Origin of the sequence: Streptomyces sp. URMC 124, assembly GCF_051386455.1 — a bacterium.
Classification (GTDB): domain Bacteria; phylum Actinomycetota; class Actinomycetes; order Streptomycetales; family Streptomycetaceae; genus Streptomyces.
Window position 1 is genome coordinate 1 of sequence record NZ_JBPQTS010000056.1, and the last position, 14,281, is coordinate 14,281.

12 protein-coding genes are annotated in these 14,281 nt (G+C 73.7%); 6 read left to right on the forward strand and 6 right to left on the reverse strand.

What is annotated here, in order from left to right:
• A partial coding sequence (locus tag ACSNOG_RS14375) for a DUF4429 domain-containing protein (protein WP_436753024.1) occupies positions 1 to 763 on the reverse strand: 763 nt, incomplete at its 3' end.
• A gap of 183 nt (positions 764 to 946) precedes the next feature.
• Between ACSNOG_RS14375 and ACSNOG_RS14380 the strand changes: the two genes are divergently transcribed.
• Positions 947 to 2,596 carry a family 20 glycosylhydrolase gene (locus tag ACSNOG_RS14380; RefSeq protein WP_436753025.1) on the forward strand — a complete coding sequence of 550 codons (1,650 nt, stop codon included), beginning with the start codon at positions 947 to 949 and terminating at the stop codon, positions 2,594 to 2,596.
• A 182-nt stretch (positions 2,597 to 2,778) separates the two neighbouring features.
• Here the strand turns inward: ACSNOG_RS14380 and ACSNOG_RS14385 are convergent, their stop codons facing one another.
• The 4 genes from ACSNOG_RS14385 to ACSNOG_RS14400 are packed head-to-tail and all read right to left on the reverse strand — an operon-like array spanning position 2,779 to position 8,671.
• Positions 2,779 to 3,939, reverse strand: coding sequence for an acyl-CoA dehydrogenase family protein (locus ACSNOG_RS14385; RefSeq protein ID WP_436753052.1), 1,161 nt, complete (start codon positions 3,937 to 3,939; stop codon positions 2,779 to 2,781).
• 9 nt (positions 3,940 to 3,948) lie between these two features.
• Positions 3,949 to 4,887, reverse strand: a complete 939-nt coding sequence (locus ACSNOG_RS14390; protein WP_436753026.1) for a hydroxymethylglutaryl-CoA lyase — start codon at positions 4,885 to 4,887, stop codon at positions 3,949 to 3,951.
• Positions 4,884 to 7,031 (reverse strand): biotin carboxylase N-terminal domain-containing protein, encoded by a 2,148-nt coding sequence (locus ACSNOG_RS14395; protein ID WP_436753027.1) that lies wholly within the window; start codon positions 7,029 to 7,031, stop codon positions 4,884 to 4,886. The genes ACSNOG_RS14390 and ACSNOG_RS14395 overlap by 4 nt, the downstream gene beginning before the upstream one ends.
• An 8-nt stretch (positions 7,032 to 7,039) precedes the next feature.
• Positions 7,040 to 8,671, reverse strand: a complete 1,632-nt coding sequence (locus ACSNOG_RS14400; RefSeq protein WP_436753028.1) for a carboxyl transferase domain-containing protein — start codon at positions 8,669 to 8,671, stop codon at positions 7,040 to 7,042.
• 104 nt (positions 8,672 to 8,775) lie between these two features.
• Here ACSNOG_RS14400 and ACSNOG_RS14405 point away from each other — a divergent pair, with 104 nt between their 5' ends.
• From ACSNOG_RS14405 to ACSNOG_RS14420, 4 genes are all read left to right on the forward strand, one after another.
• Positions 8,776 to 9,429 carry an SACE_7040 family transcriptional regulator gene (locus ACSNOG_RS14405; RefSeq protein ID WP_436753029.1) on the forward strand — a complete coding sequence of 218 codons (654 nt, stop codon included), beginning with the start codon at positions 8,776 to 8,778 and terminating at the stop codon, positions 9,427 to 9,429.
• Positions 9,430 to 9,586: 157 nt separating this feature from the next.
• Positions 9,587 to 10,744, forward strand: coding sequence for an acyl-CoA dehydrogenase family protein (locus tag ACSNOG_RS14410; protein ID WP_436753030.1), 1,158 nt, complete (start codon positions 9,587 to 9,589; stop codon positions 10,742 to 10,744).
• A gap of 20 nt (positions 10,745 to 10,764) precedes the next feature.
• Complete coding sequence (tesB, locus tag ACSNOG_RS14415; protein ID WP_436753031.1) at positions 10,765 to 11,664, forward strand: acyl-CoA thioesterase II; 900 nt, start codon at positions 10,765 to 10,767, stop codon at positions 11,662 to 11,664.
• Between the two features lie 40 nt (positions 11,665 to 11,704).
• Positions 11,705 to 11,950 carry a hypothetical protein gene (locus ACSNOG_RS14420; RefSeq protein ID WP_436753032.1) on the forward strand — a complete coding sequence of 82 codons (246 nt, stop codon included), beginning with the start codon at positions 11,705 to 11,707 and terminating at the stop codon, positions 11,948 to 11,950.
• Positions 11,951 to 11,965: 15 nt separating this feature from the next.
• On the opposite strand, the gene ACSNOG_RS14425 is transcribed toward ACSNOG_RS14420, so the two are convergent.
• Positions 11,966 to 12,763 carry a phosphatase gene (locus ACSNOG_RS14425; RefSeq protein ID WP_436753033.1) on the reverse strand — a complete coding sequence of 266 codons (798 nt, stop codon included), beginning with the start codon at positions 12,761 to 12,763 and terminating at the stop codon, positions 11,966 to 11,968.
• 171 nt (positions 12,764 to 12,934) lie between these two features.
• Here ACSNOG_RS14425 and speB point away from each other — a divergent pair, with 171 nt between their 5' ends.
• On the forward strand, positions 12,935 to 13,906 hold the full coding sequence (gene speB, locus ACSNOG_RS14430) for an agmatinase (RefSeq protein WP_436753034.1): 972 nt from the start codon (positions 12,935 to 12,937) through the stop codon (positions 13,904 to 13,906).
• Positions 13,907 to 14,281: the final 375 nt, after the last annotated feature.

A 14,281-nucleotide genomic window follows, 5' to 3' on the forward strand; every position in this document is an offset into this window, starting at 1 on the left:
GGGCTTCGGCGAGGGCGGCCGGGGCGCCGGCGAGCGGGGGCGGGGCGGCCTGCGCCCCCGCCGCGGACGGGTGCGGCATCCGGGCGAGGACGGCGGCCGCGACCATCGCCATCAGCGGGTCCTTCTTGAAGCCGAAGAGGTCGATCGCGTGGGGGTCGTGCTTGGGCGGCGCCTTGGTCGGCTCCTTGAGGACCTGGAAGCGCAGGTAGCCGTTCTCCAGGCCGGCGGAGGGCAGCCACTCCACCGCGCGGATCTCCGCCAGCGCGAAGGCCTGCGGACCGGCGGACTTCTTGCCCTCCTCGGTCGTCCAGTTCCACTCCAGGCGCACCCGCTCGCCGTCGAACGTGACCGTGCCGTCCCCGGCGCCCACCGACAGCGGCAGCGTCGGGCCCGGCAGGAGATAGCGGTCGGACGGGCCGTCCGGGACCTGCTCCAGGAGGAGGGCGTTGCGCACCTCGTCCACGAAGTACTCCGCGACGCCCGCGCGGCCGGACTCCACCGTCAGCCGGTACGGATCGGCCGCCTCCGGCAGCCGGCCCCGCGCGGCCTGCAGCAGGGGGTCGGCCCCGTCGCGCAGCCGCAGCCTCAGACGGCCGTGCTTGCGGCCCGGTTCGTAGGAGATCCCCGCCACCGCCTGCAGCGGAACGGCCAGTTCACCCAGGGTCTGGCGCATCAGGTGCACGCCGCGCTCGCGGCCCGGAACGATCCGTATCGTGTCGCCGTCGAAGGTCCACGTACCGTCCTTCTGGAGGATCTCAGCCATGGGCGAATTCTCTCAGGCACGTACGCTCGGGAAGGCGCGGACCTCGACCCCGGCGCCGGTTCGGATCCGGCCCGGATCCCGGCGCGGGCCTTGACGGCCGACCGGCCCGGCGCTACCCAAGTGGTCGTTCGTACGAGCGAATTCCCGTGAGCGGCACGCTGAAGGGACGTTCTCTTGAGACGCATGAGCCCCGGGTGCAGCAACGCGAGGCGTCTGGTGACGACCGGCCTCGCCCTGCTCCTCCTCTCCGCCGCCGGCACGGCCCTCCCGGCCCGGGCCGCGGAGCCCGCCCCGGCCCCGCTCGACCGCAGCATCGTGCCCGCCCCCGCGTCCGTCCGGCCCGGCGGCGAGCCGTACGAGATCACCGCCCGCACCGTCGTGCGGGTGCCGCCGGGCAACGCGGAGGCCGCGCGGATCGGCGGCTACCTGGCCGGGCTGCTGCGCCCCTCGACGGGCTACCGCCTTCCGGTCGTCCCCGGCGGGACGGACGGGCCCGGCATCCGGCTGGTGCTCGACGACGAGGAAGGCGGCCCGGCAGACGGCGGGGAAGGCGGGGAGGGCTACCGGCTGACCGTCACCCCCCGCGCGGTGACGATCTCCGCGCGCGCGGGCGCCGGGCTCTTCCACGGCGTCCAGTCCCTGCGCCAGCTGCTCCCCGCCCGCGCCGAGCGCACCGAACGGCAGCCCGGCCCCTGGACCGTGGCGGGCGGCGTCGTCACCGACGCGCCGCGCTACGGCTACCGCGGCGCGATGCTCGACGTCGCCCGGCACTTCTTCACGGTGGACCAGGTCAAGCGGTACATCGACCAGCTCGCCCTCTACAAGTACAACGCCCTGCACCTGCACCTCTCCGACGACCAGGGCTGGCGCATCGCCGTCCGCTCCTGGCCGCGGCTCGCCGCGCACGGCGGCAGCACGCAGGTGGGCGGCGGCCCGGGCGGCTCCTACAGCCAGGACGACTACCGCGAGATCGTCCGCCACGCCGCGAGCCGCTACCTCACCGTGGTGCCCGAGATCGACATGCCGGGCCACACCAACGCGGCGCTCGCCTCGTACGCCCGGCTCAACTGCGACGGCGTTGCCCGTCCCCTCTACACGGGCACCGAGGTCGGCTTCAGCTCGCTGTGCGTGGCGAAGCAGGACACCTACGACTTCGTGGAGGACGTCATCGGGGAGCTGGCGGCGCTCACGCCCGGCCCCTACCTGCACATCGGCGGCGACGAGGCGCACTCCACCAGCTCCGCCGACTACGCGGCCTTCATGGAGCGGGTGCAGCCCGTCGTCGCCCGGCACGGCAAGACGGTCGTCGCCTGGCACCAGCTGGCCGGGGCGCGCCCGGCGCCGGGCGCGCTGCTGCAGTACTGGGGTTACGGCCGGACCGGCGCCGCCGAACGGGCTCAGGTGGCCGCCGCGGCAAGGGCGGGCGCGCGGTTGGTCCTCTCGCCCGCGGACCGGGCCTACCTGGACATGAAGTACACCAAGGACACGCCGCTGGGCCTGCAGTGGGCGGGCCTGGTCGAGGTCCGGCAGTCCTACGACTGGGACCCCGGCGGCTATCTGGAGGGCGTGCCCGCGGCGGCCGTGGCCGGCGTCGAGGCACCGCTGTGGACGGAGACGATCACCAACAGCGCACAGCTGGAGTACATGGCCTTCCCCCGGCTGACGGCCGTCGCCGAACTCGGCTGGTCCCCGCGGGCCGCGCACGACTGGGCCTCCTACCGGACGCGGCTCGCCGCGCAGGGACCGCGCTGGGACGCGCTCGGCATCGCGTACTACCGCTCGCCACAGGTGCCGTGGCCGGCATCGGCAGGCCGGGGAGGCTCGCGGCCCTGACCTGCCGCGGCGCTGAGTGACCCCCGCGGCGGGGACCGGCGGTGCCGGACCGGGCCGCGGGCGGGCACGGCACCGCCGGGTGCGTTCGTCGTGGCTGATCGCCGCGGCCGGGTGAAGGGTGCGGGGCCGCACCCTTCACCCGGCCCGCCGCGGGCCTTCTCGCGCGGGCGAGGGCCGCCGCCCTAGCCCGCGAACCCCAGCTCGCGGGCGATCAGCATGCGCTGGACCTCGCTCGTGCCCTCGCCGATCTCCAGGATCTTGGAGTCGCGCCACATGCGGGCGACGGGGTACTCGTTCATGAAGCCGTAGCCGCCGTGGATCTGCGTGGCCTCGCGGGCGTTGGTCACCGCGATCTCCGACGAATACAGCTTGGCGAGCGCTGCCTCCTTCTTGAACGGCTCGCCGTGCACCAGCCGGGACGCGGCGTCCCGCCAGGCGAGGCGCGCCGTGTGCGCCCGCATCTCCATGTCGGCCAGCTTGAACTGGATGGCCTGGTTCGCGCCGATCGGGCGGCCGAAGGCCTGCCGCTCCTTGGCGTACTTCACCGACTCGTCCACGCAGCCCTGCGCCAGGCCGGTGGCCAGCGCGGAGATGGCGATGCGGCCCTCGTCCAGTATCCGCAGGAACTGGGCGTAGCCGCGCCCCTCCTCGCCGACGAGGTTGGCCTTGGGGACGCGCACGTCGGAGAAGGACAGCTCGCGGGTGTCCGAGGCGTTCCAGCCGACCTTGGAGTAGGGGGCGGCGACGGTGAAGCCCGGCGTGCCCGAGGGCACGATGATCGAGGAGATCAGCGGCTTGCCCTCCGGCGTGCGGCCGGTGACGGCGGTGACCGTGACCAGGCCCGTGATGTCGGTGCCGGAGTTGGTGATGAAGCACTTGGTGCCGTTGATGACCCACTCGCCGGTGGCCTCGTCCAGGCGGGCCGTGGTGCGCGTGCCGCCGGCGTCCGAGCCGCACTCCGGCTCCGTCAGGCCGAAGGCGCCGAGGATCTCTCCGGAGCACATCTTCGGCAGCCAGGTGCGCTTCTGCTCCTCGGTGCCGAAGCGGTAGAGGGGCATGGCGCCCAGCGAGACGCCGGCCTCCAGGGTGATGGCCACCGAGGAGTCGACCCGGGCCAGCTCCTCCAGGGCCAGGCCGAGGGCCAGGTAGTCGCCGCCCATGCCGCCGTACTCCTCGGGGAACGGCAGCCCGAAGAGGCCCATGCGGCCCATCTCCCGCACGATCTCGTACGGGAACTCGTGGCGCTCGTAGAAGTCGCCGATCTTGGGCGCGACCACGTCGTGGGCGAACTCCTCCACGGTGCGGCGGAGTTCCTCGTGCTCGGGGGTGAGGCGGTGGTCCAGCGGCATGGCTCAGGACTCCTGTTGGGAGAGGGCGCGGACGGTACGGGACGGGCTGGGCCGGCCCAGCTGCTCGGCCATCCACACGCTGGTGGCGGTGAGCAGGCCGAGATCGACCCCGGTGTCGACACCGAGGCCGGCGAGCATCCAGAGAAGGTCTTCCGTGGCGAGGTTGCCCGTGGCGCTCTTCGCGTACGGGCAGCCGCCGAGGCCGCCGGCGGAGGCGTCGACGGTGGTGACGCCGTGCCGCAGGGCGGCCAGGGTGTTGGCCAGGGCCTGGCCGTAGGTGTCGTGGAAGTGCACGGCCAGCCGGCCGGTCTCCACGCCCGCCTCGTTCAGGGCGGTCAGCAGGGCGGTGACGTGGCCGGGCGTGGCCACACCGATCGTGTCGCCCAGGCTCAGCTCGTCGCAGCCGAGGTCCAGCAGGCGGCGGGCGACCCGGACGACCTGCTCCAGCGGGACGGCTCCCTCCCAGGGGTCGCCGAAGCACATGGACAGATAGCCGCGGACGCCCAGGCCCGCCCCGCGGGCCTCGGCCACGACCGGCGCGAACATCTCCAGCGACTCCTCGACCGTGCGGTTGAGGTTCGCCTTGGCGAAGGATTCCGTGGCGCTGCCGAAGACGGCCACTTCGCGGGCACCGAGGTCCAGGGCGCGCTGCAGGCCGCGGGCGTTCGGCACGAGGACGGGCAGGCGGGCGTCCACGCCGCCGAGCAGGGGCATCAGCTGCTCGGCGTCGGCGAGCTGCGGCACCCACTCGGGGCGGACGAAGCTCGTGGCCTCCACGGTGGACAGGCCCGCCGCGGCGAGGCGGCGGATGAACTCCGCCTTCACCTCGACGGGGACGACGGTCTTCTCGTTCTGCAGGCCGTCGCGCGGGCCCACCTCGTGGATCCGGACGCGGGAGGGGAGGCCGGGCTCCGGCACGGCCATGGGCAGTCCGCTGATCATGACTCCTCCGCGGGGGCGGCGGGCGTGACGACCGCCAGCACCTGGTCCATGGCGACGGTGGCGCCGGCCGTGACGTCCAGCTCGGTGACGGTGCCGTCGTGCGGGGCGGAGATGACATGCTCCATCTTCATCGCCTCCACCACGAGCAGGCTCTGCCCGGCGCTGACGAACTCGCCCACGCTCGCCTTGACGAGCGTGACGGTGCCGGGCATGGGGGCGGTGAGGGTGTCCAGCCCACCGGCTCCCGCGCCGCTGCCGGCGGCCGCGACGGGATCGTGGTCGCGCAGGTGCCAGGCGTCGCCGTCGCGGCCGAGCCAGGTGCCCTCCGGGCCGGGGGCAGCGGTGAAGTGCCGGGTGACACCGTCGTAGTGGAGGGTGATGCCGCCTCCGGCACCCGCCCCCGCGGCCGGTACCGGCTGCCCGCTGCCGGCCGTGCCGGGCCCGGCGGCCACCAGCCCGGCGGAGACCGGGGCCGCCCGGGGCGGCGCCGCGCCCGCCGTGCCGCCCGGGGCCGGGAGCTGCCCGCCGTCCGCGGCGGGCGCGGGGGCGTCCGCGACGACCTGCGCGTGCCGCGCGGTGCCGCGCACCCGGACCGTCACCGGCTCGTGGCCGGGCACGCGCAGGTGGTGCGGCGTCCACGCCGCCTCGCCGCCCAGGCGCCAGCCCGAGGGGTCCGAGAAGGGGTCCACCCAGCCGTGGGGCACGGGCTCCAGCCCCTGCTGCCGGAGCAGTGCCGCCGCCGCGTAGGCCTCGGCCGGCACCTCCCGCTCCACCAGCGTGACGGCGTCGCGGTCGACGAGGCCCGTGTCCAGCGCGCCCGCCACCACGTCCGGATGCGCCAGCAGCCGCCGCAGGAAGCCCGTGTTGGTGTCGACGCCCAGGACGACCGTGCCCGCGAGGGCGGCCCGAAGGCGGCGCAGGGCCGTCTCCCGGTCGGGGCCGTGGGCGATCACCTTGGCGAGCATGGGGTCGTAGGACGTGCCGACGTCCGTGCCTTCCGTCAGGCCCGAGTCGACGCGGACGCCTTCTCCCGCGGGCTCGCGCAGCAGCCGCACCGTGCCCGCGGACGGCAGGAAGTCGACCCGGGCGCCGTCGGGGCTCACGCGGGCGGTCTCGGCGCAGATGCGGGCCTCCACGGCGTGGCCGCTGAGGGTCACCTGTTCCTGGGAGAGCTCCAGCCGCTCGCCGGCGGCGACCCGCACCTGCCACTCGACCAGATCCAGGCCGGTGATCATCTCGGTGACGGGGTGCTCGACCTGGAGGCGGGTGTTCATCTCCATGAAGTAGTACGAGGCGGGGTCGTCGCCCGGCACGATGAACTCGACCGTGCCCGCGCCCGCGTAGCCGCAGGAGCGCGCGGCCTGGACGGCCGCCTCGCCCATCGCGGCGCGGGTGGCCTCGTCGAGGAACGGCGAGGGCGCCTCCTCGATGATCTTCTGGTGGCGCCGCTGCAGGGAGCACTCGCGCTCGCCCAGGTGGATCGCGTGTCCGTGGCCGTCGGCCAGGACCTGGATCTCGATGTGGCGGGGGCGGTCGATCCAGCGCTCGACGAGGAGGGTGTCGTCGCCGAAGGAGCTGCGGGCCTCGCGGCGGGCGGCGGCGATCTCCTCGCCGAGCAGGGCGGCGTCGCGCACAAGGCGCATGCCCTTGCCGCCGCCGCCCGCGGAGGGCTTGAGCAGCACGGGCATGCCGATCCCGAGGGCCGCGGCCGCGAGTTCGGCGTCGGTCAGGCCGCTGCCGGAGGAGCCGGGCACCACGGGCACGCCCGCGGCCTGCACCGTCTCCTTGGCCCGGATCTTGTCGCCCATCAGCTCGATGGCCCCGGCCGGGGGGCCGATGAAGGCGAGCCCCGCGTCGGCGCAGGCGCGGGCGAAGGCGGCGTTCTCGGCGAGGAAGCCGTAGCCGGGGTGGACGGCCTGGGCGCCGGTGCGGGCGGCGGCGTCCAGCAGGCGCGGTATCGACAGATAGCTCTCCGCGGCCGCGGCCGGGCCGATCCGCACGGCGGTGTCGGCCTCGCGGACGTGCCGGGCCTCGGCGTCGGCGTCGCTGAAGACGGCGACCGAACGGATGCCGAGCGCGCGCAGCGTGCGGATGACCCGGACGGCGATCTCGCCCCGGTTGGCGACAAGGACAGTCTCGAACATGCTCCGCCTCACATCCGGAAGACGCCGTAGCCGGGCGCGGTGGTGTCCTTCTCGGGCAGGGGGGCGTTGGCGCAGGCCGTCAGCGCCAGGCCCAGCACCTGCCGGGTCTCCAGGGGGTCGATGACGCCGTCGTCCCACAGGCGGGCGGTGGCGTAGTAGGCACTGCCCTGGGTCTCGTACTGCTCGCGGACGGGGGCCCGGAAGGCCTCCTCGTCCTCGGCGCTCCAGCTCTCGCCGCGGGCTTCGAGCTGGTCGCGCTTGACGGTGGCGAGGACGGAGGCGGCCTGCTCGCCGCCCATGACGGAGATCTTGGCGTTGGGCCACATCCACAGGAAGCGCGGCGAATAGGCGCGCCCGCACATCGAGTAGTTGCCGGCGCCGTAGGAGCCGCCGATGACGACGGTGAGCTTGGGGACGCGGGTGCAGGCCACGGCCGTCACCATCTTCGCGCCGTGCTTGGCGATGCCGCCCGCCTCGTACTGCCGGCCGACCATGAAACCGGAGATGTTCTGCAGGAAGACCAGGGGGATGCCGCGCTGGTCGCACAGCTCGATGAAGTGCGCGCCCTTCTGGGCGGATTCGGAGAACAGGATGCCGTTGTTGGCGACGATGCCGACGGGGTGGCCGTGGATCCGGGCGAAGCCCGTCACCAGCGTCTGCCCGAACTCGGCCTTGAACTCGGCGAACCGCGAGCCGTCGACGATGCGGGCGATGACCTCCCGCACGTCGTACGGCGTGCGGGAGTCGGCGGGGACGGCGCCGTAGAGTCCGGCGGGATCGACGGCCGGGGGCTCGGCCGGCTCGACGGGCCAGGGCAGGGCGCCCCGCTCGGGGAGCGTGGAGACGATGGTCCGGACGATCCGCAGGGCGTGCTCGTCGCTCTCCGCGAGGTGGTCGGTGACGCCCGACACCTTGGAGTGCACCTCGCCGCCGCCCAGCTCCTCGGCGGTGACGACCTCGCCCGTGGCGGCCTTCACCAGCGGCGGACCGCCCAGGAAGATCGTGCCCTGGCCGCGGACGATCACCGCTTCGTCGCTCATCGCCGGGACGTAGGCGCCGCCGGCGGTGCAGGAGCCGAGGACGGCGGCGATCTGCGGGATGCCCGCGCCGGACATCCGGGCCTGGTTGTAGAAGATCCGGCCGAAGTGGTCGCGGTCGGGGAAGACCTCGTCCTGCATGGGCAGGAAGGCGCCGCCCGAGTCCACCAGGTACAGGCAGGGCAGCCTGTTCTCCAGGGCGATCTCCTGGGCGCGCAGGTGCTTCTTGACCGTCATCGGGTAGTACGTGCCGCCCTTGACGGTGGCGTCGTTGGCCACGATCACCACTTCGCGCCCGGAGACGCGGCCGATCCCGGAGACGACGCCCGCGGCGGGTGCGGCCCCGCCGTACATCCCCTCGGCGGCCAGCGGGGCGATCTCCAGGAAGGGCGAGCCGGGGTCCAGCAGGGTGTCGACGCGGTCGCGCGGCAGCAGTTTGCCGCGGGCGGTGTGCCGCGCCCGGGCCCGCTCCCCGCCGCCGAGCCGCGCCGCGGCCAGCCGCTCCCGCAGCTCCGCGGACAACTCGCGGTGTGCGGCCTCGTTCACCCGCCAGGCGTCGGAGGCCGGATCGGCGGCGCTCCCCAGCGCCGGTGCCTGCTGCATGTACTCGAGCTCCCTTGCTCGGTCAATGAGCCGCTCGGTTAATGAGCGTTAACACGTTGCCTTCAGGTTAACGACCACTAACGCCGCTGTCTAGAATCACTTTCGTGAACGACGCACCGACCCGCACCCCGGCACCCGCCGCCCCCACCCGCCGCGAGCAGATCCTCCGGGAGGCGGCCCGCCTTTTCGCGGAGCGCGGCTTCCATGGCGTGGGGGTCGACGAGATAGGCGCCGCGGTCGGCATCAGCGGGCCCGGGCTCTACCGGCACTTCGCCGGCAAGGACGCGATGCTCGCCGAGCTCCTGGTCGGGATCAGCGAGCGGCTCTTCGCGGGCGGTCAGCGCCGCGTCATCGACGCCACCTCGACGGGCGAGGGCCCGGCCGCCGTCCTCGGCTCCCTCATCGACGGCCACATCGACTTCGCCCTGGACGACCGGGCCCTGATCATCCTCCACGACCGCGAGCTGGGCCAGCTGCGTGACAGCGACCGCAAGCAGGTCCGCTCGCTGCAGCGGCAGTACGTGGAGCTGTGGGTCGACGTCGTGCGCCGCCTGCACCCGGACAGCGGCGAGGCGGAGGTCCGCGCCGCCGTCCACGCCGTCTTCGGCCTGCTCAACTCCACCCCGCACCTCGGCCGCCCCGGCGCGCTCCCGGGCCGCACGGCCACGGCTGCGCTGCTGCGCCGCCTGGCCCACGGGGCGTTCGCGTCGCTGTCGGACGGCGGCCTCGCGGGGCCCTCCGAGCCGTCCGCAGGGTGATCTTCCGGGGCCGCGCGGGGTGACCTGCGGGCGTCACCCGTTCGGCTCAGTCCACTCTGGACAGTCCTGGTGACTCCCCGGTAGCTTTCGCCTGAGCAAGCGCTTGGCCAGGCATGAGCCCGGGGTCGCCGGGCCCGTACGAGGGGAATGGCAGCCAATGCGTCGCACGGTGTACAACGAGGACCACGAGGCCTTCCGCGAGACGATCCGCGACTTCATCGCGGCCGAGGTCGTGCCCGTCTACGACGAGTGGCGGGAAGCCGGTGCCGCGCCCCGCGACTTCTACAAGAAGCTCGGCGGGCTCGGCGTCTTCGGCATTGAGGTGCCCGAGGAGTACGGCGGCGCGGGCGAGCGCAGCTTCAAGTTCCAGGCCGTCATCACCGAGGAGTGCGCCCGCGCGGGCGTCAGCTTCGGCGGCAGCAGCGTCCACACGGCGCTGTGCCTGCCCTACCTCCTCAAGTACGCCACCGAGGAGCAAAAGCGGCGCTGGCTGCCGCCCTTCGTCTCCGGCGACATGATGACCGCCATCGCCATGACCGAGCCCGGCACCGGCTCGGACCTGGCCGGCATGAAGACCACCGCCAGGCTCTCCGAGGACGGCACGCACTACGTCCTCAACGGCGCGAAGACCTTCATCACCGGCGGCGTCCAGGCCGACCGGGTGCTCGTCTGCGCCCGCACCGCGCCGCCCACCCCCGAGGACCGGCGCGCCGGCATCTCCATCCTCGTCGTCGACACCGGCTCCGAGGGCTACGCGGTCGGCCGCAAGCTGGAGAAGCTCGGCCTGAAGACCTCCGACACCGCCGAACTGTCCTTCACCGACGTCAAGGTGCCCGTCGAGGACCTGCTCGGCGAGGAGGGCAAGGCCTTCGGCTACCTGGGGCAGAACCTGCCGCAGGAGCGGCTGGGCATCGCCGTCGCCGCCTACGCCCAGGCCGCCGCGGCCATCCGCTTCGCCCAGGAGTACGTGCGCGACCGGACGGTCTTCGGCACCTCCGTCGCGTCCTTCCAGAACACCAAGTTCGTGCTGGCCGACTGCAAGTCCGAGGTCGACGCCATGGAAGCGGTCGTCGACCGCGCCCTGGACGCCCACGACGCGGGCGAGCTCACCGCCGCCGACGCGGCCTCCGCCAAGCTCTTCACCACCGAGCGGGCGGCCGTCGTCATCGACAAGTGCCTCCAGCTCCACGGGGGTTACGGCTACATGATGGAGTACCCCATCGCCCGCCTGTACGCGGACACCCGCGTCAGCCGCATCTACGGAGGCACCAGCGAGGTCATGCGGTCCATCGTCGCCAAGTCGATGGGCCTGTAGGCCGGTAAGCCCCTGTCACCATGAACGAGCCCCTTACCCGTACCCCCCTGGACGACCTGCTCGCCCTGCTCGACCTGGAGCCGATCGAGCAGGACATCTTCCGCGGCACCACCGGCCGCGCCATCCTCGTCCCGCGCGTCTTCGGCGGCCAGGTCGCCGCGCAGGCCCTCGTCGCCGCCGGGCGCACGGTCCCCGCGGACCGTGCCCCGCACTCCCTGCACTCCTACTTCCTGCGGCCCGGCGATCCCGCCGTGCCCATCGTCTACACCGTCGACCGCATCCGCGACGGCGGCTCCTTCACCACGCGCCGCGTCGTGGCCGTCCAGCACGGACAGCCGATCTTCCACCTGTCGGCGTCCTTCCAGCGCCACGAGGAGGGGCTCGAGCACCAGGAGGCCATGCCGCCGGCGCCGGACCCGCAGAGCCTGCCCACGGCGGCGGAGATGCTGCCCCGCTACGAGGAGCTCCTGGGCGGCCCCGGCGTCGTGGAGCGCATCCTGGACGCCCGCTCGGCGGTCGACCTGCGGTACGCGGACCAGCCGCCGTTCGGCAGCGTGGGGGAGCCGCGCGAGCCCAAGTCGCAGGTGTGGTTCCGTACCAACGGCAAACTGGCCGACGACCCCCTGCTGCACATCTGCCTGGCCACCTACGTCTCCGACATGACGCTCCTCGACTCCGTCCTCCTGGCGCACGGCCGGGGCGGCTGGGCCGTCGGTGACGTCGTCGGCGCGAGCCTGGACCACGCCATGTGGTTCCACCGCCCGTTCCGCGCCGACGAGTGGCTGCTCTACGACCAGGAGAGCCCCACCTCGCAGGGCGGCCGCGGGCTGGCCCGGGGGCGGATCTTCACCGAAAGCGGGCAGCTGGCCGTGTCGGTGATCCAGGAGGGGGTCGTCAGGGTTCCCCGTCCGCGCGACTGACCGGTAACCTCGGCGGGTTGACGCACGGGGAGGGGTCGGAATGACACGTACGGCTGCACGGACGGGAACCACGCTCAGAGTGCTGCTGATGGCCGCAGGGGCGCTGGCGATCGTCCTCGGCGTCGCCCTGGTCTTCCTGTGGCACTCCTCGCTCGTCGAGCTGACCGGGGCGCCCCGGGCGGTGGGCTTCCTGGTGTTCCGGGGCGCCGAGGCCGCCCTCGTCTGGGGCGGGGCATGGCTGTGCGTGCGCGGCTGGAACGGCGGCGCCGAGCCGACGGAGGGCTAGCGGCCCCCTCGCCTCTCAGACGCCCGGGGAGAGCCCCGCCGCCGCCAGCAGGTACGCCGTCATCGCCTCGTAGTAGCGCGGGTCCACCACGTGGTCGTCCATCGGGACGGCCACCTGCAGCGTGCCCTCCGCCTCCGCGAGGAAGAGCGCCGGGTCGTTGGAGTCCGCGTAGCCCACGGCGTCGATGCCGCGCTGCGCCGCACAGCCCGCCCAGCCGTGGTCGGCGACGACCAGGTCCGGCAGGGGGCTGCCCTCGCGCAGCAGGCCGTCGAGGATCGCGGTCATCGGGTTGGGGGAGTGGGTGTGCCACAGCGACGCCCCGCCCTCGTACACCGCCACGTCCGCGAACTGCACCACGCAGCCCTCGTCCGCGGCCAGGCCGCCCGGGATCCGCACGACCTCGCAGCCCGCCGCGCGCATCGCCGCCGCGGTCACGCGGTGCGTCTCCAGCAGGGCGCCCGGGTGGCCGGTCGCGAAGAGCACCCGCTGCCGGCTCTCCGCGGCCTTGCGCAGCACGTTCGCCATGCGGTCCAGGGCGTCGGCCGTCAGCTCGGGGTCGATGTGGTCCTGGCCGGCCCGGTGGTTCAGGTCGTCGCTGACGCCGCAGCGCTCCGCCATCACGGCCAGCACGTCCTGCTCGTCCGTCCAGCGGTCGCCGAGCTCCAGGCCGAACCAGTAGCGGCGGTCGCCGTTCGCCAGCTTGCGGTAGTGGTCGAGGTTGTTCTCGCGGGGCGTCGCGACCGCCCCGGCGATGCGCGTACGGACGAGGTGGTCGATCAGTTCGCTGCGGGTCGGTATCGGCATGCCGCTCATTGTCTCCCCCGATCATGCGGTGCTGGACGCGGTGTCCATATGGAGGGGCCGGACCCACGGTTACGTACATGTGCGGATTCCGCCGCCCTGCCTACCCTCGGGTACGTCCACCGCAGCCGCCCCGACGTTGGTTCGACCGTAACGCGTCCGTGATTCGAGAGGCTCCCCAGCATGAGCACCCCCGCCCCCCGTGAACCGCGCGGCCCCGTCGACTCCTCCCGCATCCCGCGCTACGCCGGGCCCGCGACCTTCGCCCGGCTGCCGCGCCTGGACGAGGTCGGCACCGCGGACGTGGCCGTCGTCGGCGTGCCCTTCGACACCGGCGTCTCCTACCGGCCGGGCGCCCGCTTCGGCGGCAACGCCATCCGCGAGGCCTCCCGCCTGCTGCGCCCGTACAACCCGGCGCAGGACGCCTCCCCCTTCGCCCTCGCGCAGGTCGCCGACGCCGGTGACATCGCCGCGAACCCGTTCAACATCGACGAGGCCGTCGAGACCATCGAGGGCGCGGCCGACGACCTGCTGGGCACCGGCGCCCGCATGATGACCCTGGGCGGCGACCACACCATCGCCCTGCCCCTGCTGCGCTCGGTCGCCAAGAAGCACGGCCCCGTCGCCCTGCTGCACTTCGACGCGCACCTGGACACCTGGGACACCTACTTCGGCGCCGAGTACACCCACGGCACGCCGTTCCGCCGGGCCGTCGAGGAGGGCATCCTCGACACCGAGGCGCTCTCCCACGTGGGCACGCGCGGCCCGCTGTACGGCAAGAAGGACCTCACCGACGACGAGAAGATGGGCTTCGGCATCGTCACCTCGGCCGACGTCATGCGCCGGGGCGTCGACGAGATCGCCGACCAGCTGCGCCAGCGCGTCGGCGACCGCCCGCTGTACATCTCCATCGACATCGACGTCCTGGACCCGGCCCACGCCCCCGGCACCGGCACCCCCGAGGCCGGCGGCCTGACCTCCCGCGAGCTGCTGGAGATCATCCGCGGCCTGTCCTCCTGCAACCTGGTCTCCGCCGACCTGGTCGAGGTCGCCCCGGCCTACGACCACGCCGAGATCACCTCCGTGGCCGCCTCCCACGCGGCCTACGAGCTGACGACGATCATGTCGCGCCAGATCGCCGCCTCGCGCGACTGACGCCACCCCTTCCGGCCGGGCGCCGGGCGGACCGGGACACCCGGCCGCCCGGCGCCCGTGCCTTTCCCGGCCCGTACCGGCCCTCAGGGCGGGGGCCCCGCACGGACGCGTCAAAGGTGCGTAAGGCCGGACCGGCGGCCCGACAAGGGCGCGTAAGGATCCGGTGACGGACCGTACCCGGGCGGTTGGGTTGAGGTGATCACCCACCTCCGTCCCCGTCGAAGGCCACCCCGTTGACCCTGCACCTCCTCCCCGAACAGGACGTCCGCCCGCCGAGCCCCGCCCCGCCCGCCGGGCGCAAACGGCACCGGCGGGTGGCCGGGGGCGCCGTCGACCTCCGGCAGCTCGTCGCCTGCCTCCCGGACGCCTTCCGCA